This is a genomic window from Comamonas thiooxydans (assembly GCF_000964545.1).
In the GTDB taxonomy this organism is placed as follows: Bacteria; Pseudomonadota; Gammaproteobacteria; order Burkholderiales; family Burkholderiaceae_C; genus Comamonas; species Comamonas thiooxydans.
In genome coordinates this window covers 98,184-119,509 of the sequence record NZ_BBVD01000010.1, presented here as the reverse complement: position 1 = coordinate 119,509, position 21,326 = coordinate 98,184, and the positions used below count along the sequence as shown (strand labels likewise).

18 protein-coding genes are annotated in these 21,326 nt (G+C 64.3%); 9 read left to right on the top strand and 9 right to left on the bottom strand.

What is annotated here, in order from left to right; translation table 11 throughout:
* Nucleotides 1-2: 2 nt before the first annotated feature.
* The gene (locus Cth01_RS17190) at nucleotides 3-386 is read right to left on the bottom strand and encodes a nuclear transport factor 2 family protein (protein ID WP_003069196.1); all 384 of its coding nucleotides are present in this window, start codon (nucleotides 384-386) and stop codon (nucleotides 3-5) included.
* Between the two features lie 267 nt (nucleotides 387-653).
* Here Cth01_RS17190 and Cth01_RS17185 point away from each other — a divergent pair, with 267 nt between their 5' ends.
* The 5 genes from Cth01_RS17185 to Cth01_RS17165 all read left to right on the top strand — a co-directional run bounded on the left by Cth01_RS17185 (nucleotide 654) and on the right by Cth01_RS17165 (nucleotide 10,778).
* The gene (locus Cth01_RS17185) at nucleotides 654-2,417 is read left to right on the top strand and encodes an MdtA/MuxA family multidrug efflux RND transporter periplasmic adaptor subunit (RefSeq protein WP_045839904.1); all 1,764 of its coding nucleotides are present in this window, start codon (nucleotides 654-656) and stop codon (nucleotides 2,415-2,417) included.
* 24 nt (nucleotides 2,418-2,441) lie between these two features.
* Nucleotides 2,442-5,642: an MdtB/MuxB family multidrug efflux RND transporter permease subunit gene (locus Cth01_RS17180; RefSeq protein WP_045839903.1), complete on the top strand. Its 3,201-nt coding sequence runs from the start codon at nucleotides 2,442-2,444 to the stop codon at nucleotides 5,640-5,642.
* Entirely contained in the window at nucleotides 5,639-8,812 is a 3,174-nt protein-coding gene (locus Cth01_RS17175; RefSeq protein WP_045839902.1) for an efflux RND transporter permease subunit, read from the top strand. Before Cth01_RS17180 ends, Cth01_RS17175 begins: the two co-directional genes overlap by 4 nt.
* A gap of 1 nt (nucleotide 8,813) precedes the next feature.
* Entirely contained in the window at nucleotides 8,814-10,391 is a 1,578-nt protein-coding gene (locus Cth01_RS17170) for an efflux transporter outer membrane subunit (protein ID WP_082085683.1), read from the top strand.
* Between the two features lie 63 nt (nucleotides 10,392-10,454).
* A complete protein-coding gene (locus tag Cth01_RS17165) occupies nucleotides 10,455-10,778 on the top strand; it encodes a hypothetical protein (RefSeq protein ID WP_012839346.1) in 324 nt (107 codons plus the stop codon).
* Here Cth01_RS17165 and Cth01_RS17160 read toward each other — a convergent pair.
* Nucleotides 10,775-11,296: an SRPBCC family protein gene (locus Cth01_RS17160; RefSeq protein WP_045839901.1), complete on the bottom strand. Its 522-nt coding sequence runs from the start codon at nucleotides 11,294-11,296 to the stop codon at nucleotides 10,775-10,777. The two genes, Cth01_RS17165 and Cth01_RS17160, sit on opposite strands and share 4 nt — an antisense overlap.
* 85 nt (nucleotides 11,297-11,381) lie before the next feature.
* Nucleotides 11,382-11,747, bottom strand: coding sequence for a hypothetical protein (locus Cth01_RS17155; RefSeq protein WP_045839979.1), 366 nt, complete (start codon nucleotides 11,745-11,747; stop codon nucleotides 11,382-11,384).
* A 116-nt stretch (nucleotides 11,748-11,863) separates the two neighbouring features.
* Between Cth01_RS17155 and Cth01_RS17150 the strand changes: the two genes are divergently transcribed.
* Nucleotides 11,864-12,535: an ABC transporter ATP-binding protein gene (locus Cth01_RS17150; RefSeq protein WP_045839900.1), complete on the top strand. Its 672-nt coding sequence runs from the start codon at nucleotides 11,864-11,866 to the stop codon at nucleotides 12,533-12,535.
* Here Cth01_RS17150 and Cth01_RS17145 read toward each other — a convergent pair.
* The 4 genes from Cth01_RS17145 to Cth01_RS17130 are packed head-to-tail and all read right to left on the bottom strand — an operon-like array spanning nucleotide 12,522 to nucleotide 15,146.
* Nucleotides 12,522-13,337 carry a LytR/AlgR family response regulator transcription factor gene (locus Cth01_RS17145; protein WP_045839899.1) on the bottom strand — a complete coding sequence of 272 codons (816 nt, stop codon included), beginning with the start codon at nucleotides 13,335-13,337 and terminating at the stop codon, nucleotides 12,522-12,524. The genes Cth01_RS17150 and Cth01_RS17145 overlap by 14 nt on opposite strands.
* Nucleotides 13,334-14,395: a sensor histidine kinase gene (locus Cth01_RS17140; protein WP_045839898.1), complete on the bottom strand. Its 1,062-nt coding sequence runs from the start codon at nucleotides 14,393-14,395 to the stop codon at nucleotides 13,334-13,336. Before Cth01_RS17140 ends, Cth01_RS17145 begins: the two co-directional genes overlap by 4 nt.
* Nucleotides 14,396-14,419: 24 nt before the next feature.
* Nucleotides 14,420-14,704 (bottom strand): 2TM domain-containing protein, encoded by a 285-nt coding sequence (locus Cth01_RS17135; RefSeq protein WP_034352801.1) that lies wholly within the window; start codon nucleotides 14,702-14,704, stop codon nucleotides 14,420-14,422.
* A gap of 37 nt (nucleotides 14,705-14,741) precedes the next feature.
* A complete protein-coding gene (locus Cth01_RS17130; RefSeq protein WP_034409678.1) occupies nucleotides 14,742-15,146 on the bottom strand; it encodes a DUF2306 domain-containing protein in 405 nt (134 codons plus the stop codon).
* Nucleotides 15,147-15,441: 295 nt separating this feature from the next.
* Between Cth01_RS17130 and Cth01_RS17125 the strand changes: the two genes are divergently transcribed.
* Both Cth01_RS17125 and Cth01_RS17120 read left to right on the top strand, forming a co-directional pair.
* Nucleotides 15,442-17,631 (top strand): TonB-dependent receptor, encoded by a 2,190-nt coding sequence (locus Cth01_RS17125; RefSeq protein WP_045839897.1) that lies wholly within the window; start codon nucleotides 15,442-15,444, stop codon nucleotides 17,629-17,631.
* Nucleotides 17,631-18,890, top strand: coding sequence for a PepSY-associated TM helix domain-containing protein (locus Cth01_RS17120; RefSeq protein WP_045839896.1), 1,260 nt, complete (start codon nucleotides 17,631-17,633; stop codon nucleotides 18,888-18,890). The genes Cth01_RS17125 and Cth01_RS17120 overlap by 1 nt, the downstream gene beginning before the upstream one ends.
* Before the next feature lie 70 nt (nucleotides 18,891-18,960).
* On the opposite strand, the gene Cth01_RS17115 is transcribed toward Cth01_RS17120, so the two are convergent.
* Entirely contained in the window at nucleotides 18,961-19,239 is a 279-nt protein-coding gene (locus Cth01_RS17115; RefSeq protein WP_045839895.1) for a PsiF family protein, read from the bottom strand.
* A 213-nt stretch (nucleotides 19,240-19,452) separates the two neighbouring features.
* Between Cth01_RS17115 and Cth01_RS17110 the strand changes: the two genes are divergently transcribed.
* The gene (locus tag Cth01_RS17110; protein WP_003069230.1) at nucleotides 19,453-20,277 is read left to right on the top strand and encodes an undecaprenyl-diphosphate phosphatase; all 825 of its coding nucleotides are present in this window, start codon (nucleotides 19,453-19,455) and stop codon (nucleotides 20,275-20,277) included.
* A 137-nt stretch (nucleotides 20,278-20,414) separates the two neighbouring features.
* On the opposite strand, the gene Cth01_RS17105 is transcribed toward Cth01_RS17110, so the two are convergent.
* Complete coding sequence (locus tag Cth01_RS17105) at nucleotides 20,415-21,290, bottom strand: alpha/beta fold hydrolase (protein WP_045839894.1); 876 nt, start codon at nucleotides 21,288-21,290, stop codon at nucleotides 20,415-20,417.
* Nucleotides 21,291-21,326 lie beyond the last annotated feature (36 nt).

Sequence of the window (21,326 nt, the reverse complement as noted above, 5' to 3'; positions counted from 1 at the left end):
CCTTACTGAGGCTGGGCGTGGAAAGCCTTGTTGGCAATCTTCCAGCCCTGCTCGGTCTTGAGCAGCACAAAGTAGTCGGTGAAGGTCACGGCACCGTGGTAGAGCGTGACCTTGGCCATGGCGGCCGTGCCCACGATGTCCAGGGAGTCGATGACGCGGCGACGCGTGGCTTCGTCGGCAGCGGGCGTGTTCTTGAAGCGCTGGCAGTAGAAGTCCAGGTCCCAGGAGGTCAGCGGGCCTTCGCGCACGGACTCCAGCCGGGCCGTGGGCATGAAGGCTGCGCGCATATGCTCGGCATTGTCTTCGGCATGGCCGCGCATATACAGCTCCAGCGGCACGCGCACGGCGGCTTCTTCGGGGTGATTGGTCAGGCGTTCGGTGGTCATATGGGTTTCTCCTTGGAGCCGGATTCCTTGCGCCGCATGGCGGACGCAGAAATGGCAGTGTCAGCCGCCAAGCATGAGGCCTGCCAACGCCGTCATTGATGCTATGAAAGTCAGCACTGTTTAAGTCTCCGAATACGGAACTTCAGCAGGTAAACCCAAGGTAAAGCGGGGGTAAATGCTGGCAAAGCCGGCGCTGCCTGACCCGGGGTTTGATTGCAACTGGATACCATTGGCGCCAATTCAGGCTCGAAATTCCTGCGCTCAACCATGTCCAGCTCATCCAAATTGCACCCCAATCGTCATTCTTTACAGCAGGGCAAGGTCCGGCCCGTCTTGCTTGCCAGTGTGGTGCTCGCCCTGGCAGCCGCTGGCGGTGGCTATTGGTGGTATGCGCAAAAACAGGGTGCAAGCGGCGATACGTCTGCGTCTGCAGCTCCTAAGCAAGGAGCAGGCGGGCCCGGTGCTCGTGCAGGGCGCAATGGTCGCGCAGGGCCGGGCGGCCCCGGCGGCGTGAGCCAGGCTCAGCCTGTGAGCGTAGGCCTGGTGGAGCAGCGCGACATGCGCGTGCTCGTCAGCGCCATCGGTACGATGAATGCACGCGCCACGGCCGTGGTGCGCGCCAAGGTCTCGGGCGAGCTGCTCAAGCTGCACTTCAAGGAGGGGGACGAGGTCAAGGCAGGTCAGTTGCTGGCCGAGATCGACCCGCGCAGCTTTGCGGCTTCGCTGGCGCAGGTGCAGGGCTCTCTGGCACGCGACCAGGCCCAGCTCAAGAATGCGCAGCTCGATCTGCAGCGCTACAAGGAGCTGCAGGCCCAGGACTCGATTGCCCGCCAGCAGGTCGATACCCAGGCCGCGCTGGTGCGCCAGCTGCAGGGCACGGTGGCGGCCGACCAGGGCCAGGTCGATGCGGCCAAGCTGCAGCTGAGCTATACCAGGATCACGGCTCCCATCTCGGGCCGCCTCGGCCTGCGCCAGGCCGACCTCGGCAACGTGGTCAACCCTTCCGATATCAACGGACTGGTGACAATCTCCCAGATTCGCCCCATCGATGCCGTTTTCTCCATCCCCGAAGCCCATGTCGGGACGCTGGCCCAGCAACTGCGCGAGGGCAAGCTCATGCCCGTAGAGCTCTGGGATCGCGAGCAAAAGCAGATGCTGGCCAAGGGCCAGCTCAATGCGCTGGACAACACCATCGACACGACCACGGGCACGGTCAAGGCCAAGGCCTCGTTTGACAACGCCGAGCGCAAACTGTTCGCGAATCAGTTCGTCAACGTCAAGCTGCAGCTGCGCCAGATCGATCAGGCACTGGTCGTGCCCGCGAATGCGGTGCAGAACAACTTTGTCTATCTGGTCAAGCCCGACAACACGGTCACCCAGCGCAAGATCACCGTGGGGGTGACGGACGGTGACTATGTCAGCGTGCGCGGCGAGCTGGAGCCCGGCGACAAGGTGGTGACCGACGGCATCGACCGCCTGCGCGAAGGCGCGCAGGTGACGGTGGTGGACTCCGAAAAGGTCAAGAAGGTCGACCAGGCCGTGCAGGATGCAGCCAACCAGCCGCGCGGCATGATGCGCAACCTCAGTCCCGAGCAGCGTGAAAAAGTCTCCAAGATGACGCCCGAGGAACGCAAGGAGTTCTTCCAGAAGCTGCGCGCCGAGCGTGGTGCCAATGGCGGCAATGCGGGCCCAGGCCAGGGACCTCGCGGCGCGGACGCCCGTGGCGATCAGCCGCGCGAGGCGCAGGGCAGTCCCTCCAAGCCGGACCCCAAGGCAGAAGCCAAGCCGGAGGCCAAGCCTGCGGCTGCGAACGAGGCCAGGCCTCAGGCCGGCGCCGAGCGTGGTGAAGGCGGCGAGGCTCGCACGGAAAGATCCGAGGGTCGGGGTGAGCGCCCCCAGCTGACTCCCGAGCAGCGCGCCAAGCTGGAGGCCCTGTCGCCCGAAGAGCGCCGCGCTTTCTTCCAGAAGCTGCGCGCTGAGCGCGAAGCCAATGGCCAGACCGGTACGGCAGCCGGTGGCACGGGTCGCTGAGCATAGTCAGAGCCTGCGGCCATCATGAATCTCTCGCGCCTCTTCATTCTCAGGCCCATCGCCACCAGCTTGCTGATGGTGGCGGTGCTGATCTCGGGCATTCTTGCCTACCGCCTGCTGCCCATCTCGGCCCTGCCCGAGGTGGACTACCCCACCATACAGGTCACCACGCTCTACCCCGGTGCCAGCCCCGATGTGATGACCTCCAACGTCACGGCACCGTTGGAGCGCCAGTTCGGTCAGATGCCGGGTCTGGACCAGATGTCCTCGACCAGTTCGGGCGGCGCATCGGTGATCAGCCTGCGCTTTGCGCTCGATATGTCCATGGACGTGGCCGAGCAGCAGGTGCAGGCCGCGATCAACGCGGGCACCAATCTGCTGCCCAGCGACCTGCCCATGCCCCCGCTCTACAGCAAGGTCAACCCGGCCGATGCGCCGGTGCTGACGCTGGCCATCAGCTCGCCTTCGCTGCCCGTCATCAAGATCAACGATCTGGTGGAGAACCGCCTTGCGCCCAAGCTCTCCCAGGTCAAGGGTGTGGGCCTGGTGGCCATTGCCGGTGCGCGCCGCCCGGCCGTGCGCATCCAGGCCAACCCCGCAGCGCTGGCCAGCTTCGGCATGACGCTGGATGACGTGCGCACCGCCATCTCTGCGGCCAACGTCAAGACCGCCAAGGGCAGCTTTGATGGCCCCAACCGCGCATCGACCATCGATGCCAACGACCAGATGCAGTCGGCGGCCGAGTACCGCAACTTGATCATCGCCTTCAAGAACGGCAACCCCGTGCGCCTGTCCGATGTGGCGCAGACCGTGGACGACGCCGAGAACACGCGTCTGGCCGCCTGGTCGGGCACGCCCGAGACCGGCTCCAAGTCGGCCGTGATCCTCAATATCCGCCGCCAGCCCGGCGCGAACGTGATTGACACCGTCGATGCCATCAAGAACCTGCTGCCCCAGCTCAAGGAGACGCTACCTGCCTCGATCGACGTGCAGGTGCTGACCGACCGCACCGTGACCATTCGCGCCTCGGTCAAGGACATGCAGTTCGAACTGGCCCTGGCCATCGCCCTAGTGGTGATGGTGATCTTCCTGTTTCTGCGCAGTGCATCGGCCACGCTGATTCCCAGCGTAGCGGTGCCGCTGTCGCTGGTAGGCACTTTCGGCGTCATGTATCTGGCGGGCTTTTCCATCAACAACCTCACGCTGATGGCCCTGACCATTGCCACGGGCTTTGTGGTGGACGATGCCATCGTGATGATCGAGAACATCGCCCGCTATGTGGAAAAGGGCGAGCCGCCCATGCAGGCCGCGCTCAAGGGTGCCAAGCAGATCGGCTTCACCATCATCTCGCTGACCATCTCCCTGGTCGCGGTGCTGATTCCGCTGCTGTTCATGGGAGATGTGGTGGGCCGTCTGTTCCACGAATTCGCCATCACCATGACGGTGGCGATCCTGATCTCGGCCGTGGTTTCGCTCACGCTCACCCCCATGCTGTGCGCGCGCCTGCTGCGCCACCAGCCCGAGGGCGAGAAGAACCAGGCGCAGTCCAAGGGCTTCAGCGCTGCGGTCGCGCGCTCTTTCGACAAGGTGATTGCCGAATACGGCCGCATGCTGACCTGGGTGCTGGATCACAGCAAGCTGACCTGGCTGGTGTTCATCGCCACGCTGGTGGTCACGGTGCTGCTGTATTTCGTCGTGCCCAAGGGATTTTTCCCCGAGCAGGATACGGGCACGATTGCCGCGACCACCGAGGCCGACCAGTCCATCTCCTTTGCCGCCATGGCCGAGCGCCAGCAGGCGCTGGCCGAGCATTTGCTCAAGGACCCGGCCGTGGCATCCATCTCCTCGTTTATCGGTGTGGATGGCACCAACACCACGCTCAATACCGGCCGCATCCAGATCGACCTCAAGCCCCATGCCCAGCGCGACCGTCTGCCCGTGGTGCTCAACCGCCTGGCCGAGGATTCCCGCGCCGTGCCCGGCATCCGCCTCTATGCCCAGCCCGTGCAGGACCTGACCATAGAGGATCGCCAGGCCCGCACCCAGTACCAGCTGCTGCTCTCCTCGCCGGACATGAACCAGCTCACGGCCAGCACCAGGATGTTGGTCGAGCGTCTGCAGCAACTGCCCCAGCTGCTCGATGTGAGCAGCGATCTGCAGAGCCAGGGCCGTCAGGCCTATGTGCAGATCGACCGGGCCCAGGCCAGCCGCCTGGGCGTGACGGTCTCGTCGGTGGACTCGGCGCTCTACAACGCTTTCGGCCAGCGTCTGATCTCGACTATCTTCACGCAGTCCAACCAGTACCGCGTGGTGCTGGAGGTGGCGCCGCAGTTCAAGATCGGGCCCGAGGCCCTGCAGAACATCTATGCCGCATCGAGCAACGGTGCGCCGGTGCCGTTGTCCTCGATTGCCACGGTGAGCGAGCGCCCGATGGCGCTGGCCGTCAACCATGTCGGGCAGCTGCCCGCGGCCACGATCTCCTTCAATACCGCCTCCGGCGTCTCGCTGGGCCATGCGGTGGAGGCGGCCCAGGCCATCATCGCCCAGCTGCGCGACGAAGGGCAGATTCCGCTGTCGGTGGACACGCAGTTCCAGGGCGCGGCGCTGGCTTTCCAGGCCTCGCTGTCCAACACCCTGCTGCTGGTGCTGGCCGCCATCATCACCATGTACATCGTGCTGGGCGTGCTCTACGAGAGCACGATTCACCCGATCACGATTCTCTCCACCCTGCCGTCGGCGGGCGTGGGGGCGCTGCTGGCCTTGCTGGTGGCGGGGCTGGACCTGGACATCATCGCCATCATCGGCATCATCTTGCTGATCGGCATCGTCAAGAAGAACGCCATCATGATGATCGACTTCGCGCTGGACGCCCAGCGCGAGGAAGGCATGAATGCGCGCGATGCGATCTATCAGGCCTGTCTGCTGCGTTTCAGGCCGATTCTCATGACCACGCTGGCGGCCCTGCTGAGCGCGCTGCCCATGATGCTGGGAACCGGCGTGGGCAGCGAGCTGCGCCAGCCCCTGGGCGTGACCCTGGTGGGCGGCCTGCTGCTGAGCCAGCTGCTGACCCTGTTCACCACGCCGGTGATCTATCTGACCTTTGAGAGCTGGGCCGAGGGCTGGCGCACCAGGCGCGGTCTGCAGGCCGTCAAGCATGTGCCGCATTCCGAAGCCGAAGTCATGGGCGAGGCCGAGGATGGCGGCCAGGACGGGGCGCGTCCATGAGCATCTCCACGCCCTTCATCTTCCGGCCCATTGCGACCCTGCTGCTGACCATCGGCATGGCCCTGGTGGGCGGCGTGGCCTATTTCCAGCTGCCTGTGGCGCCGCTGCCGCAGGTGGACTATCCGACGATATCGGTGACCGCCAGCCTGCCCGGCGCGGCGCCGGACACCATGGCGGCCACCGTGGCCACGCCGCTAGAGCGCGCCCTGGGCGCGATTGCCGGCGTCAACGAGATGACGTCCAGCTCCAGCATGGGCAGCACGCGCATCACGCTGCAGTTCGATCTGACGCGCACGGTGGACAGCGCGGCCCACGATGTACAGGCCGCCATCAATGCGGCGCGCACGCTGCTGCCTTCGGGCATGCCGGGCAACCCGACCTATCGCAAGGTCAACCCGGCCGACGCGCCCATCATGATTCTGGCGCTGACGTCAGATTCGCTCACGCGCGGCCAGATGTATGACGCGGCCTCCACGGTGCTGGCGCAGAAGCTGGCCCAGGTGGAAGGTGTGGGCCAGGCATCGATCAACGGCGGCGCGCTGCCGGCCGTGCGCGTGGAGCTGGACCCGGTGCGGCTGGCCGCCAACGGCGTCTCGCTGGATGCGGTGCGCACGGCCATCACCGCCACCAATGCCAACCGTCCCCTGGGCGCCGTGGAGCGCGAAGACCATTACTGGCAGGTGGCGACCAATGATCAGGCCCGCACCGCCGCCGAATACGCGCCGCTGGTGCTGCGCTGGAACAACGGCAATGCCGTGCGCCTGTCCGATGTGGCCGATGTCACCGACTCCGTGCAGGACATACGCAACTACGGCGTGATGAACGGCAAGCCCGCCGTGCTGCTGCAGGTGTTCAAGCAGCCCGACGCCAACATCCTGCAGGCCGTGGACAAGGTGCGCGCCATGCTGCCCCAGCTCAGGGCCTCCATCAATCCGGCCATCGATGTCACGGTGATCTCGGACCGCACGCCCACGCTGCGCGCCTCGGTCAAGGAGGTGCAGAACGCGCTGCTGATCTCGATAGCGCTGGTCATCATGGTGGTGTTCGTCTTTCTGCGCCGCCTGCGCGCCACGCTGATTCCGGCCGTGGCCGTGCCTGCCTCGCTGATGGGGACCTTCGGCGTCATGTACCTGTGCGGCTATACGCTGGACAACCTCTCGCTGATGGCGCTGACGGTGGCCGCAGGCTTTGTGGTGGACGATGCCATCGTGGTGCTGGAGAACGTGATGCGCCACATGGAGCGTGGAAAGTCCGCGATGCAGGCGGCCATCGAGGGCGCGCGCGAGATCGGTTTCACCGTTGTCTCCATGAGCCTGTCGCTGATTGCGGTGTTCGTGCCCATTCTGTTCATGGCCGGCATCGTGGGGCGGTTCTTTCGTGAATTTGCCGTGGTCATGTCGGCGGCGATTCTGGTCTCCATGATCATCTCGCTGACCACCACGCCCATGATGTGCGCGGCTCTGCTGCACACACCGGCAGAGGAGGAGCGCCGCCGCGCCGAGCGTGCCCGGCGCCCGTTCACGCGCCGCTGGGATGCGCTCTGGTTGCACGTCTCGCTGGCCATGGATCGCTTCGAGCTGCGAGTGACGGCGCTGTATCGTCACACCCTGGCCTGGGGTCTGCGCCACCAGCCCGTGGTGCTGCTCAGTCTGGTGGCGGTCATCGGCCTCAACATCCATCTCTACCAGACCATAGACAAGGGCTTCATGCCCAGCGAGGACACAGGCCGTGTCATGGGCTTCATCCGTGCCGACCAGTCCACGTCCTTTCAGGCCATGGAGCGCCGCATCAAGCGTTTTCTCGATGTGGTGCAGCAGGACCCGGCCGTGGAGTATGTGACCGGCTTTACCGGCGGCGGCCAGGCCAATTCGGCCAATATGTTCATGTCGCTCAAGCCCATGGCCGAGCGCAAGGTGCCCAGCGACGAGGTCATCAACCGCCTGCGTGAAAAGCTCAAGGATGAACCGGGCGCGCGGCTGTTCATGATGACCCAGAGCGATGTGCGCATCGGTGGGCGCCAGAGCATGTCCTCCTATCAGTACACGCTGCAGGCCGACGATACGGCCGAGCTGCGCCTGTGGGAGCCGCGCATCCGTCAGGTGCTGTCCACCCTGCCGGAGCTGACCGATGTCAACAGCGATGTGCAGGATAACGGCATGCAGACCAAGCTGGTCATAGACCGCGACCAGGCCACGCGCCTGGGCCTGACGGTGGCGCAGATCGACAACACGCTCAACGATGCCTTCGGCCAGCGCCAGGTGGGCGTGATCTACAACCCGCTCAATCAGTACCGCGTGGTGATGACGGCCTCGTCCCAGTATCTGCAGAGCCCGGAGACGCTGCGCGGCTTCTTCTTCGTCAACAGCGCGGGCCAGCAGATTCCGCTGACGGCCTTTGCCAGGATCACCACCTCGACCACGCCGCTGTCCGTGCAGCACCAGAGCGGCACGCCGGCCAGCACCGTGAGCTACAACCTGGCGCCCAATGTCTCGCTGTCGCAGGCCAATGACGCGATCCGCAATGCCATGCTGGAGCTGGGCGTTCCGGTGTCCATCCGCGGCAGCTTCAGTGGCTCGGCCGGTGCCTTCCAGCAGGCGCTGGCGGGCCAGCCCCTGCTGATCCTCGCGGCCATCATCACCATCTATCTGGTGCTGGGCATCCTCTACGAGAACCTGGTCCATCCGCTGACGATTCTGTCCACGCTGCCCTCGGCCGGCGTGGGCGCGCTGCTGGCGCTGATGTGGTTCAAGACCGAGTTCTCGCTGATCGCCTTCATCGGCGTGATCCTGCTGATCGGACTGGTCAAGAAGAACGCCATCATGATGATCGACTTTGCGCTGGAGCGCGAGAAAGGCGGCCATGCCACGGCGGCCCAGGCCATCTATCGGGCCTGCCATCTGCGCCTGCGCCCCATTCTGATGACCACCATGGCGGCCCTGTTCGGCGCGCTGCCCCTGGCCCTGGGCCGGGGCGACGGTGCCGAGCTGCGCCAGCCCCTGGGCATTGCGATCGTGGGTGGCCTGCTGCTGAGCCAGTTGCTCACGCTCTACACCACGCCCGTGGTCTATGTGCTGCTGGACCGTGTGCGCCGCAGCGTGCTGCGCCTCTGGGCGCGCCGTCCGGCCAGAAAGCGCGGCGGCCAGGCCTCTGCCATGGCTGAGGCGAAGTGAGATGAATATGCCAGCACACTTTTTGAATCAAATCGGCTTCAAATCCAGTCAGGAGAAGCGCAAGCAGCTCACTTTTATGAATACATCCGTCATGGCGCTGCCTCGCTCGCTTCCCCGTCTATTGCCGATCGTTGTCGCTGTCTTGCTGGCCGCATGCTCCACTCAGCCTGCTTATCAAGTGCCAAAGCTGGAAGTGCCCGCGCAGTTCAAGGAAGCCACTCCGCAGGCTGCGCAGTTCGGCATTTGGCAACCGGCGCAGAGCTCGGCGGCCAGCCCGGCCGCGGCAGTGCCCGACCAGTGGTGGACGGTGTATGGCGACAGCACGCTGGATCAGCTGCAGCAGGCGGCAGCCGCAGGCAATCCCGGCGTGGAGCAGGCCGTGGCCCGTCTGCGCTCGGCCCAGGCCGCCGTCGCCAGCAGCCGCGCCGCGCAATTGCCCACGCTCGGCACCACGGGCAGCGGCTCGCGTGCCTTGACTGGCGGCGGCACCTACAGCAACACCAATGGCGAGAACGTGGCGCGCAGCGGCAGCATCAACAACAACTTCTCGCTGGGCCTGAGCGCCAGCTGGGAGCTGGATCTCTGGGGCAAGCTTTCTGGCGCGGTGGATGCCAGCCGCGCTTCGGCCCAGGCCAGTGCCGACGATCTGGCGGCAGCGCGCCTCTCGGCCCAGGCATCGGTGGCCCAGACCTATTTCTCGCTGCGTGCCGCCGAGGCGCAGATGAAGTATCTGCAGGAGAGTCTGGAGACCTACGAGCAAAGCCTGAAGCTCACGCAGAATCGCTACCAGGCGGGCGTGGTGTCTTCGGCCGATGTGGCACAGGCCCAGTCTCAGTACAAGAGCACCCAGGCCAGCCTGCTGGAAGCCCGGATTACCCGCGCGCAGTACGAGCATGCACTGGCGGCCTTGCTGGGCAAGGCCCCGGCCAATTTCAGCCTGCCGGTGACCGGCCACCTGCCGACGCCGCCCGCCGTGCCCGAGATGCTGGCCTCCACCTTGCTGGAGAGGCGCCCCGACATCGCTGCCGCCGAGCGCCGCGTGGCCATGGCCAATGCGCAGATCGGCGTGGCGCGTGCGGCCTATTTTCCTTCGCTGACCCTGTCGGCATCGGCGGGCTATCGCAACTCCGTACTCTCCGATCTGCTCAATGCACCGAATCTGTTCTGGTCGCTGGGACCGGCGCTGGCCATGAGCCTGTTTGACGGCGGCGCGCGTTCGGCGGCCGTGGAGTCGGCCCGTGCCACGCTGGACCTGAATGCCGCCACCTACAAGCAGACCGTGCTGACGGCGCTGCAGGAGGTGGAGGACAATCTGGTCGCTGCCGTCAATCTGGCCCAGGAGGAGCAGGTGCAGACCGAGGCCCTGGCCGCAGCGCAGAAGTCGCTGACCGTGGCCAACAACCAGTACCAGGCCGGCATCGTGGCCTATCTGAATGTGCTCTCGGCCCAGACGACGGTGCTCGGCGCCCAGAACAGCCTCAACAGCGTCAGAAACCGCAGGCTGACGGCCGTGAACACCTTGCTCAAGAATGTGGCAGGGCGCTGGGAGCCGCTGGATGCGGGGCAGCGCAAAGAGTGAGCACGCCGTGCAGGCTTGTGGTCTGGGTTACAACCGTGGCTCTGTTGTTGTGAAGATCAAACCATGAGCATTGCTGTTTTCTACCTGCGCAATTCCGAGCCAGAGGGCCAGACACCGGTCTGGCAGCCGCAATGCCGGGCCTTCTCCGATGCGCAGATGAGCGAGGCGCTGGCCCTGTGCCAGCAACTGCGCAAGGACGAGCGCCATGCCCATGTGGTGATTTCGTCGGAGTTGCGCGATATGGTCGGGCCCGTAGGCGTGTCTGCGGTCGAGGACGGCAAGACGCCCGACGGCGTGGACTATCAGTGGAGCAAGGCCGGGCGTGCCGGAGCCAGTCGCAGAAATGCGGCCGAGCCACCCAGGCAGCGACAGGATATGGATCGCTAGGCGGCCGCCTGTATCCTGGCCAGATAGCCCGCCAGCAACTGCATGCTGCCGCTCCAGCCCATGTTCATGCTGGCGTGCGAGCTGTCGAACACCGCTTCTTCCACGGCACTGGCGTTGAGGGCGCGCCACTCCAGATGCAGGCGCGTGCCGCCGGCTTCCTCGCTGAGCGTGGTGGTCGACAAGGTATAGAGCGGCCATTGCGGCGCCATCGGGTGGCGCGTGACGCCGCCTGCGGCATCGCTGAACTGCACCACGACGACGATGCGCTCGGGCGCTTTCAGCTCCCTGAAGCTCCATTTGCCCCACATGGCGGGCGCCTGGGGCATGGCCTCGGCGCGCATGCCGTAATGAAAGCTGCCGCCTTCGCGTGCATCCACTTCGCATTGCGTCATCACCATGCCCGGCGGGCGCATCCAGTGGCTCAGGTGCTCGCCTTGCGTGAAGGCCGCATAGACCAGCTCGCGCGGTGCCTTGATGAATTGCTCGATGACAAACGGGGCAGAGAGTCGCTCGGTCATGGCATTGCCTTTGCAAATCGCTTTGAGCCTTCCATTGTGCACAGCACGCACCTGACTTCAAGCGCCGTGGCTGCAGGCCCGGATGTCAGGCTTCGAGATCAAAGGCCTGGCGCAGTGCATCGCCGAACTGCATGGAGCCGGAAAGGCAAAGGCTGACCGTGGTGCGGCCCGTGGCCGAGGCCTGCAGCTCCAGCCTGCCTGCTGCCCTGTCGAAGCGGGCGCTCAGGGGCTGGCCGTCGTCGTCCTGCGCCTGCAGGTCATAGTCCCAGTCATTGCCGTCTTCCAGGGCGCCCTGGCGGCCAGCAAACTTCTGGCTTGCCCAGCGCAGCAGGGATTCGATTTCGCCGGCCAAAGCTGGTACGCGCTCGGCCTTGACGCTGGCCATGGTGTCCCAGGTGCCCGTGCCTTCTTCATCTTCGCTGTAATCGAATTCCAGATAATCCAGAGCCATGGCATATTGCGCGCTGTTGAGGGGGACGCCATTGTGCCTGTGCCTTGCTTTGCGCATGGCCGTGGGTTCTTTGGACACAATCAGCCGTGGACATATATACAAAGGCGTTGTCAGCTATGAATTCTGAACTCGATGATGGCTGCGAGTCGCTGTGCATGGTGCAGGCTCTGCAGGTGAGCTTCGGCTACCCGGGCCGGGTGGTGGCCCATGAGGCCTCGCATTGCTGGCATGCCGGACTGTGTCTGCTGCAAGGCGACGAGGGCACGGGCAAGACCAGCTGGCTCAAGGCATTGGCCGGGCAATTGCCGCTGCGCATGGGCTTGCTGCACTATCCGTTCGCCGACAACGGCCGCCTGGCTGCAAGCTCCTGCTTCTGGCAGGACCCACGCCAGCCGCTCAACGATGTCTACAGCCAGATGCCGGCCGAGAGCTGGGTGGCTTTGCAGCGCACGCTGTATCCGCATTGGTCGCAGCAGCAGTTCGAGCAGCATGTGCAGGGCTTCGGGCTGGAGCCGCATCTGCACAAGCCGCTGCTGGCCCTGTCGTCGGGCACGCAGCGCAAGCTGTGGATGGCCGCTGGCTGGGCCAGCGCAGCCGAGCTGGTACTGATCGACGAGCCGCTGGCGGCGCTGGACAAGCCGTCCGAGCGTTATGTGCAGCATGCGCTGGCTGCCATGGCAGCCGAGCTCAAGAACCCGGCGCGACCCCGCAGCGTCATCGTGGCGCATTGGGATGCCATGCAGGGGGTGGACTGGGAGGATGTGATGGAGCTGGCTACATCGCCTTGAACCGTGTTGCGTATAGACGGCTGACGGCCAGTTTTTCAGGGCGGTCACGCAGCAGTAGGCCGAGGCGCCCGGACTCGTCACGCTGGGCGCTGGCAATGGCTTGAACGCGCACCACGGTACCGCGATGGATTTGCCAGAACTCGCTGGCGTCGAGCTGCGGCAGCAAATCCTTGAGCGGGGTGCGGATCAGATACTCCTGAGCGGCCGTCAGCACGCGCAGATATTTGTCGGCGGCTTCGAGGTAGATGATGTCCTGCACCCTCACCATATGGATCTGGTTGCCGACGCTGGCCTGAATGATCTGCAGCGCGGCGGGGACCTGCCCCAGCAGTTGCTGCTGCAGCCCGAGCAACTGTTCGAGCTGACGGTGATTGTGCATGGCAAGGTCCGTGCCCTGTACCGGCTGGCGCTGCTGCCACCACTGCTGCAGGCGCTGCACGGTCTGGCCCAGACGTGCTGCCTGCACCGGCTTGAGCAGATAGTCCATGGCGCAGGCCTCGAAGGCCGCCAGGGCGTACTGGTCGTAGGCGGTGACAAAGACAATCGCCGGCAGCGCTTGCTCCTCAGGCCAGGCGTCGGCGATTTCGGCGGCGGCTTCCAGCCCCGTCTGGCCGGGCATGCGAATGTCCAGGAACAGCAGATCGGGCAGCAGGGTCAGCGCCTGCTGCACGGCGCTGATGCCGTCGGCCACCCTGGCCTCGATCTGCAACTGGGGCCAGAGCTGGCCCAGCAACTGCTGCAATGCCAGGGCCAGCAGCGGTTCGTCTTCGGCAATCAGGGCGCGTGGCGGACTGGTGTTCATGGCTGGGACTTCAGGGGTAATACGATGCAGGCCCTGGTTCCGCCTGCGCTGTCTGCTGTCAGATCGAAGCGGGCAGCGCTGCCGTAGCGACTGGCCAGGCGTTCGCGAATCTGCTGCAGGCCAAAGCCGGAGCCGGAAGGGGGCTGGCCAGGCAGCGCCGGCAGGCCCAGGCCATTGTCATGCACGCTGAGCAGGAGATGGCGGTCATCCAGCATGCCGGCCTGAACGGCAATGTGGCCGCCGGCCAGCTGGGGCTCCAGTCCGTGGCGAATGCTGTTCTCCACCAGCGGTTGCAGCAGCAGGGTTGGCACGGGCAGTTCGGCCAGTTCAGCGGGCAGATGCAGGCCATAGCTGAGCCGGTCGCCCATGCGGATCTGCATCAAGGCCAGATAGTCGGCCAGCAAGGCAAATTCGCTGGCAAGACTGTGCGTGCCGTGGCGTGAGCCGGCCAGCGTGGCACGCAGGTAGGCAATCAGATGATCGAGCATCTGCTCGGCGCGTGGTGCATCGGTGGCGATCAGCACGCGAAGATTGGCCAGGGTGTTGAACAGCATATGCGGCTCCAGCTGGGCTTGCAGCAGGCTGAGCCGGGCTTCGGCGGCCTGGCGCTGGGCCTGCTCTGCCTGCATTTGCAGATGGCGCGACTTGCCCACCACATAAAAACCCCAGGACATGGCAATGCTGGTCGCCATGGTGATGGCAAGCGGCAACCATAGCGAGGGCCGGGCTGCGGCGGGCAGTTCGGGATGGAGTTGCTGAACGTAGAAACTACCCAGCGGATTGCCCAGAATCAGGCCTGCTGCAATTCCCAGCGGCACCACGGCCATGCCGCGCATGCCGCGCGGCCAGGGGATCTCGTCGGACTCGCGCCAGCGCAGCCTGAGCAGATCGATGCTCAGCCAGCTGATCAGGCCTATGGCCAGCGAGTAGGCGAGATTGACATCCCACAGGCCCTGGCCGAGTGCCGTCAAGGCCGCAGCGATCAGCAGACAGGCAGCCACGGTGATGCCGGCGTGACGAAGCAGGGGAGCGGGCGCAAACATGGGCATGACGGGCATGGTAGGTGATGGGCGGTCCGGCATCTAGCGCTTTTCGCTGCGCTGCAGCGTTTTCAGCTCGTGCTCCAGCAGTTGTTGAAAGAGCGGACTGCCGGGTGCCAGCAGCCAGACCACTGCACGATGAATCAGCAGGCCCAGACCCCAGCCCAGAGCCGGGTAGACGGCCCAGTGCCGTCCCTGGCTCAGGGCCAGGGCCATGAGCCCGAGATTCACCGCAGCATAGACCGCTGCATGGATATACCAGCCCAGCTTCATGCCGGCGCGGCGGCGTGCCTGCTGGTGCAGAGTGTCTTCAGAGATCGGGTTCATGTCTTTTCCTTGTCGAGCGTGGGGGTGAGAACGGGGATCAGGCCAATCGCTGCCACAGCAGATTGCCGAGCAGCCGGCCCGGAAGCAGCGTGAACAGTCCAGCGACGACGCAGCTGCCGAAGTACAGTTTGCGCATGACGCTGCGATGCTGGGCAATGCGTCGATGGGCCAGATGCCAGAAGGACAGTGCGAGGCCGCCCAGCGTCACGGGAATCAGCAGATGAATGGGCGTGAAGCCTGCCCAGTTGGGCAGCTTGAAGTCGCGTATGAACAAGGCGGAGATGGCGGTGGCCAGCATGAGCAGCACAAAGCCATAGCCTGCGATTCTGTGCAGCCAGGGCAGCGGGCCGGCCTGGCGCCTGGCCCAGAGTGCAGTGGCTCCGGTCAAGGTGGCTGCGATGGCGCAACCCATGTGAAAGGCAATCAGAGGTGTGAGTGTCATGGCTGGCTCCTGGTGCTTGCACATGACTGTGCAAGCCGGGCCTGCTGCCGACCAGTGCTTTGCGACGAAGTGACCAGACACGGGAGCCAGTTGCTCCTCAGCAGGTGTGAGTGGTGTACTGGTTTTGCCTGTGTTTGTTTGTGCGTTTGTTTGTGCGCGCACACATATCACGCGGCAGCTTCAGGACTTGCAGCCTGCCTTGGATCCCGTTGAGATCTCAGGGTGTTTGGCATCGGCAAAGGAGATTGATTATTAAAATTAACGATTCTGAAAATCATTCTCAATAACATTAATAATGTTCCTGCTCCGACCGATTTCCCTGGCTGCTCTCGCACTGTGCAGCCAGCAGAGTGTTTTTGCCCAGACTTCCAGCACTGAATCAGAAGCTGCCCTGCAGACCGTGACCGTGGAGGCCAGCGCCGATGCTTCGGCCCTGGGTCTGGCCAAGTCTTTTGCGGGTGGGCAGGTGGCGCGCGGCGCGCGTGTCGGCGTGCTTGGAAACCAGGACATGATGGAGACCCCGTTTTCCGCTACCAGCTATACCAGTGATCTGATTCAGGATCAGCAGGCCAAGAGCGTGGGCGATGTGTTGCTCAACGATGCCGGCGTGCGCTCGGCACGCGGCTTCGGCAACTTCCAGCAGGCTTACTTTGTGCGCGGCTTTGTGCTGTATTCCGACGATGTGGCCTATAACGGTCTGTACGGTCTGGTGCCGCGCCAGTACATGGCGTCGGAGTTCGTGGAACGTGTGGAGGTGTTTCGCGGAGCGAATGCCTTTCTCAGCGGCGCGGGCGCAGGCAGCGTCAGCGGTGGCGGTCTGGGCGGACTCATCAATGTGGTGCCCAAGCGTGCGGGCAACGAGCCGCTCAATCGTGTGACCCTGGGTGGCGCCAGTGGCGGGCAGGCCTACGCGGCTGCTGATGTGGCTCGCCGCTTCGGCCCCGATGATGCAGCCGGTGTGCGCCTGAATCTTGCGCGGCGCAGCGGCGGCACCGGCGTGAGCAGCGAGAAGGTTCACACCACAGTCGGCTCGCTGGGCCTGGACTGGCACAGCAGCCGTGCACGCCTGTCGGCCGATCTGGGCTGGCAGGAACACAAGCTGACGGCGCCGCGTCCCTCGCTGACACCTTCGGGCAATCTACCCATTCCGGCCGCACCGGACAGCAAGACCAACTATGCACAGCCCTGGACCTACTCCAACAGCCGCGACCTGTTCGGCACCGTGCGCGGGGAGTACGACTTCAACGACCAGTGGACTGGCTGGGCCGCTGTGGGCATGCGCCGGGGCAGCGAGGACAACGCGCTGTCGGGCCTGACGCTGTCCAGCGCGGCTGGCGATGCCACGGTCAACCGCTTCGACAACACGCGCAAGAACCGCGTCAAGACCGGCGAGCTGGGCCTGCGCGGCAAGTTTGAGACCGGCTCGGTCAAGCATTCGGTGGTGGCTTCGCTGTCGGCCTTTGATTCCAGCGAGCGCAATGCCTGGGGCTATAACTACGCAACCGGCCAGAGCAACAACATCTACAACCCGGTGGCCCTGCCTGCGCCTGGCTATACCGGGCTGGGCGGCATACTGGGCAGCCCGCGCGAGACCGAGCGCATCAAGACCAGCAGCCTGGCGCTGGCCGATACCCTGGGCTTCATGGACGAGCGCCTGCTGCTGACGGTGGGCATGCGCTACCAGAGCATCAAGGTCGACGGCTTCGATGCAACGACGGGCGCAAGCTCGGGCAACTACGACAAGAGCCGCGTGACTCCGGTGGCGGGCCTGGTGTTCAAGCTGACTCCTGAGGTGTCGGCTTATGCCAACTACATCGAAGGGCTGGCCAAGGGCGGTAGCGCACCCATGACCAACGGAGGCCAGGTGGTCAGCAATGCTGGCCAGGTGTTCGCTCCCTATGTCTCCCGCCAGAAGGAGGCAGGCCTCAAATACGACGGCGGCAATATCGGCGCCAGCGCCTCCTTCTTCACCACCAGCATGCCCAGCGCCTATGTGGAGAACAATGTCTACGGCGTGTTCGGCAAGCAGCGCAATCGCGGTCTGGAGTTCAATGTGTTCGGCGAGCCCGTCAAGGGCCTGCGCTTGCTCGGCGGCCTGACTCTGCTGGACGCCAAATACCTGACCACGGCGAGTGGCGCCAATGATGGCAAGCGCGTGGTGGGCGTGCCCCGCAGCCAGGCCAATATCGGCGCTGACTGGGATGTGCCGGGCGTGCACGGCCTGGCATTGAATGCGCGGCTGATGTATACCGGCGCGCAGTACGCCAATGCCGGCAACACCCAGCGCGTGCCGGCCTGGACCCGCTTTGACCTGGGCGCCCGCTATCTGATGGACGTCGGCGGCAAGCTGGTGACCCTGAATGCACGCGTGGACAACGTGGCCAACCGCAACTACTGGGCCTCGGTCGGCGGTTATGCCACCAACGGCTATCTGGTGCAGGGCGCGCCGCGTACCTTCTCGCTGACCGCCAGCGTGGACTTCTGATGCGAGCTCTGTGGACCGTGGTTCATCGCTGGGTCGGCCTGTTTCTCGCGGCCTTCCTGGTCATGACCGGTCTCACGGGAGCGGTGCTCTCGTGGGATCATGAAATCGACGACTGGCTCAATGCCGACATGCTGCACACGCCGGGACGCGGCCCGCTGCAGACGCCGCTGCAACTGGCCCAGGCCGTGCAGGCAGCCGATGCGCGCGCCGAGATCTCGTATATGAGCCTGGGCCTGCGCGAGGGCGAGGCGGCTTCCTTTCTGGTGCGCCCGCTGGTGGACCAGGCCACGGGCAAGCCCCATGTGCTGGGCTACAACACGGTGTTCGTGGACCCGGTGACGGGAGTCATCACCGGCCACCGTGACTCCAAGAGCCTGGCCCTGAGCTGGCGCAATCTCATGCCCTGGCTGCGCCATCTGCATGAAAGCCTGCTCAGTCCCACGTTTGCGGGCAGCAACCGCTGGGGCTATTGGTTCATGGGCGGTCTCGCACTGCTGTGGCTGGCCGACAGCTTCTGGGCGCTGGTGCTGACCCTGCCGGTGAAGAAGAAGGCTGCTGCTGCCGGGGCGCAGGACGCGCCCGCCAAGGCTGGCAGCAAGTCCTGGTGGGCGCGCTGGATGCCGTCCTGGCGCATACGCTGGGGCGCCGGTGCCTACAAGCTCAATTTCGACCTGCACCGCGCAGGTGCGCTGTGGATCTGGGGGGTAATCGTCATCGTGGCCTTCACCTCGTTCTCGATCAATCTCTACCGCGAGGTGTTCTATCCCGTGATGAGCAAGGTGTCGACCACCACGCCCGGCCCCTACGAGACGCTCAAGCCGGCACCTCTGGGCAGCTTTATCGAGCCTAAGATCGGTTTTGCCACGGCCATTGAGATCGCGCGCAGGGAGGCGGTGCGGCTGGGCATCAAGACCGAGGCCGGCGGCATCTGGTATGGCGGGGATTTCCCGTTCTACAACGTGTCCTTCTTCGATCCCGACGACGAGACCGGGGCCATGGGCATGGGGCTGTCCAATGTCTACGTGAGCTCGGAAAGCGGCGAGGTGCTGGGCAGCTATCGTCCCTGGCACGGCACGGGAGCCGATGTGTTCGTGCAACTGCAGCTGCCGCTGCATAGCGGTCGCATCCTGGGCACCTTCGGGCGTGTGCTGATATCAGTGGTCGGCGTGATGGTGGCCATGCTGTCCATCACCGGTGTCGTCATCTGGTTAAAAAAACGCCGCGCCCGGCGAACGGCCTCGGCCGTTGCCTCCGCCTGAAACCACAAAGCCACCTTGCGGTGGCTTTGTGCATTGCGCAGCGCGGAAGCGGCAAAGCCGCTAAGGCAGCTCAGTCCTTCTTCAGGCACTCGCTCATGAAGGCCTTGCGCTCGTTGCCCTTTTTGCCGGCAGCGTCGGCATTGCAGCTCTTCATGCGTTCCTGCTGACGCTTCTTGCCGTCGGACAGGCAGGACTTCATGAACTCCTTGCGTTCATCGCCTTTTTTGCCGGTGGCTTCAGTGTTGCAGGTGCCCATGAGCTGCTGCTGGGCGGTTTTGGGCTTGTCGCCGGCAGCCATGCTCATGCTGCAGGCCAGGGACACGACAGCCAGGACCACAAATTTTTTCATGATGGTGTGATTTTTGAAAAAACGCCGACAACCGGCGCGCAGCTATTGCAGCACAGGCGCGTGACTTTGCCCAGAATCACCAACCATGTCTTGTAAAAGTTTGCGATTGTCTGTCGATTGGCGGGCGGAAAAGGTCTTGTGAGCGCGAGCGGGAAAATGGCGAGCGGATAATGGGCGGCTTTGCTTCAACCCTGCATCCAAAGGACGATTCGCGTGGATACTTTATTGCTGGTCAAGGCCGCCATCATGGGCATTGTGGAAGGGCTGACCGAGTTCTTGCCGATTTCCTCAACCGGCCACCTGATCCTGGCGGGTTCGCTGATGGGTTTTGTCGGAGGCAAGGCCAAGGTGTTTGAGATTGCGATCCAAACCGGCGCCATCTTTGCCGTGATGCTGGTGTACTGGCAGAAGATCCGGGACACGCTGGTGGAGTTGCCCAGCAGCCGCCAGGCACAGAAGTTCGCGCTCAACGTCATCATCGGCTTTTTGCCTGCCGTGGTGCTGGCGCTGCTGTTCGGCAAATATGTGCAGGAGCATCTGTTCACGCCGGTCATCGTGGCGACCACCTTCATCCTCGGCGGCTTCGTGATTCTGTGGGCCGAGAACCGCCCTGCCGCTGCCACCCGCGTGCAGTCGGTGGACGATATGACGGCTCTCGATGCGCTCAAGGTCGGCCTGGTGCAGTGCTTTGCCCTGGTGCCCGGCACCAGCCGCAGCGGCTCCACCATCATCGGCGGCATGCTCATGGGCCTGTCGCGCAAGGCCGCCACGGACTTCTCGTTCTTCCTGGCCATGCCCACGCTGATCGGCGCGGGCGTCTACAGCCTCTACAAGGAGCGCGCGCTGCTGTCCATGGCGGATGTGCCTCTGTTTGCCGTGGGCCTGATCTTCTCGTTCATCAGCGCCTGGCTGTGCGTGCGCTGGCTGCTGCGCTTTATCTCCACCAACAGCTTTGTGCCCTTTGCCTGGTACCGCATCGTTTTCGGCATCATCGTGCTGGTGACGGCCTATACCGGCATCGTGGACTGGCACCATTGAGCGGCTTGGCGCTGCCCACAAAAAAAGCCGCTTGCGTGATAGCAAGCGGCTTTTTTAATAGCTTGCAGCGCTTGTTTTGATTGAATTTCAGGTTGTTTTGATACTGAAATCGTTAGCTGAAAAGCGCAAGATGCTACTTATTTATGAGTGCTGCCAGCAGATTTCTGCAAAATGGTCTGCTCCATATTGAGCAGCGAAGCCTCGATGGCGGCGGCCGTGGCCTCGGGCCGCTCCATGGGAAACAGATGGCCGCCGTCCAGCATGGTGATGCGCCCGCGGGTGATGCGCTGCGTCATCTCCATGCCCACCTGGCGCATCTCCACCGACGAGCGACCGCCGATGAAGGCCACCGGGCAGCGCACCGGGTGACGCCTGAGCTGGTTGTTGAGATTGCTGGGCAGGGTGTTGTAGATGGCGGTTTCCACCTCGCGCCTGAACAGCAGGCTGCGCTTGCCCTGGTCGTCCTCCAGGCCGTGCTGCACATAGTCCTGCAGCACCTGCGGATGCCACTGGGCAAAGGCCTTCTTGCCGCGGAAATACTCCAGCGCCTCTTCGTTGCTGGCCCAGGTGGTGCGTCGGCGCTGGCTGATCTTGCCGGGGGAGACCGAGGCCACGATCTGCGTCTGCTTGGCCAGGCCCACGGCGTTCGCCTTCCAGCCGCCCAGCAGGGGCGAGTCGATGAGCAGCACGCCGCGCGCCAGATCAGGGCGTTTGGAGGCGGCCTGAAAACTCAGAATGCCGCCCAGCGAGTGGCCCACCAGATAGACCGGCTGGCCGTGCCGCTCGACCTGCTGCTCGATGTATTCGATCAGTTCGTCCACCAGATGCGGCCAGTGGTTGGTGACGGGATGCAGAGGGTCGTGGCCGAAGCGCTGCACGCCGCCGGCTTCGATGCCGCGCTGGCGCAGCAGCGAAAACAGCAGGCGATAGGTACCTATGGGAAAGCTGTTGGCATGCGCGAAGACCACGGGCAGGGTGTTCGTCGTGCTGGCGGTGGCAGTGGGCTGGGACATGGCGCTGAACGGGCTGGACAGGAAAAACGCCCCAAA

Excerpts from the sequence above, each read along its gene's own strand:
- Cth01_RS17190 (WP_003069196.1), bottom strand. The coding sequence starts at position 386 with ATGACCACCGAACGCCTGACCAATCACCCCGAAGAAGCCGCCGTGCGC.
- Cth01_RS17185 (WP_045839904.1), top strand. The coding sequence starts at position 654 with ATGTCCAGCTCATCCAAATTGCACCCCAATCGTCATTCTTTACAGCAG.
- Cth01_RS17180 (WP_045839903.1), top strand. The coding sequence starts at position 2,442 with ATGAATCTCTCGCGCCTCTTCATTCTCAGGCCCATCGCCACCAGCTTG.
- Cth01_RS17175 (WP_045839902.1), top strand. The coding sequence starts at position 5,639 with ATGAGCATCTCCACGCCCTTCATCTTCCGGCCCATTGCGACCCTGCTG.
- Cth01_RS17170 (WP_082085683.1), top strand. The coding sequence starts at position 8,814 with ATGAATATGCCAGCACACTTTTTGAATCAAATCGGCTTCAAATCCAGT.
- Cth01_RS17165 (WP_012839346.1), top strand. The coding sequence starts at position 10,455 with ATGAGCATTGCTGTTTTCTACCTGCGCAATTCCGAGCCAGAGGGCCAG.
- Cth01_RS17160 (WP_045839901.1), bottom strand. The coding sequence starts at position 11,296 with ATGACCGAGCGACTCTCTGCCCCGTTTGTCATCGAGCAATTCATCAAG.
- Cth01_RS17155 (WP_045839979.1), bottom strand. The coding sequence starts at position 11,747 with ATGGCTCTGGATTATCTGGAATTCGATTACAGCGAAGATGAAGAAGGC.
- Cth01_RS17150 (WP_045839900.1), top strand. The coding sequence starts at position 11,864 with ATGAATTCTGAACTCGATGATGGCTGCGAGTCGCTGTGCATGGTGCAG.
- Cth01_RS17145 (WP_045839899.1), bottom strand. The coding sequence starts at position 13,337 with ATGAACACCAGTCCGCCACGCGCCCTGATTGCCGAAGACGAACCGCTG.
- Cth01_RS17140 (WP_045839898.1), bottom strand. The coding sequence starts at position 14,395 with ATGCCCGTCATGCCCATGTTTGCGCCCGCTCCCCTGCTTCGTCACGCC.
- Cth01_RS17135 (WP_034352801.1), bottom strand. The coding sequence starts at position 14,704 with ATGAACCCGATCTCTGAAGACACTCTGCACCAGCAGGCACGCCGCCGC.
- Cth01_RS17130 (WP_034409678.1), bottom strand. The coding sequence starts at position 15,146 with ATGACACTCACACCTCTGATTGCCTTTCACATGGGTTGCGCCATCGCA.
- Cth01_RS17125 (WP_045839897.1), top strand. The coding sequence starts at position 15,442 with ATGTTCCTGCTCCGACCGATTTCCCTGGCTGCTCTCGCACTGTGCAGC.
- Cth01_RS17120 (WP_045839896.1), top strand. The coding sequence starts at position 17,631 with ATGCGAGCTCTGTGGACCGTGGTTCATCGCTGGGTCGGCCTGTTTCTC.
- Cth01_RS17115 (WP_045839895.1), bottom strand. The coding sequence starts at position 19,239 with ATGAAAAAATTTGTGGTCCTGGCTGTCGTGTCCCTGGCCTGCAGCATG.
- Cth01_RS17105 (WP_045839894.1), bottom strand. The coding sequence starts at position 21,290 with ATGTCCCAGCCCACTGCCACCGCCAGCACGACGAACACCCTGCCCGTG.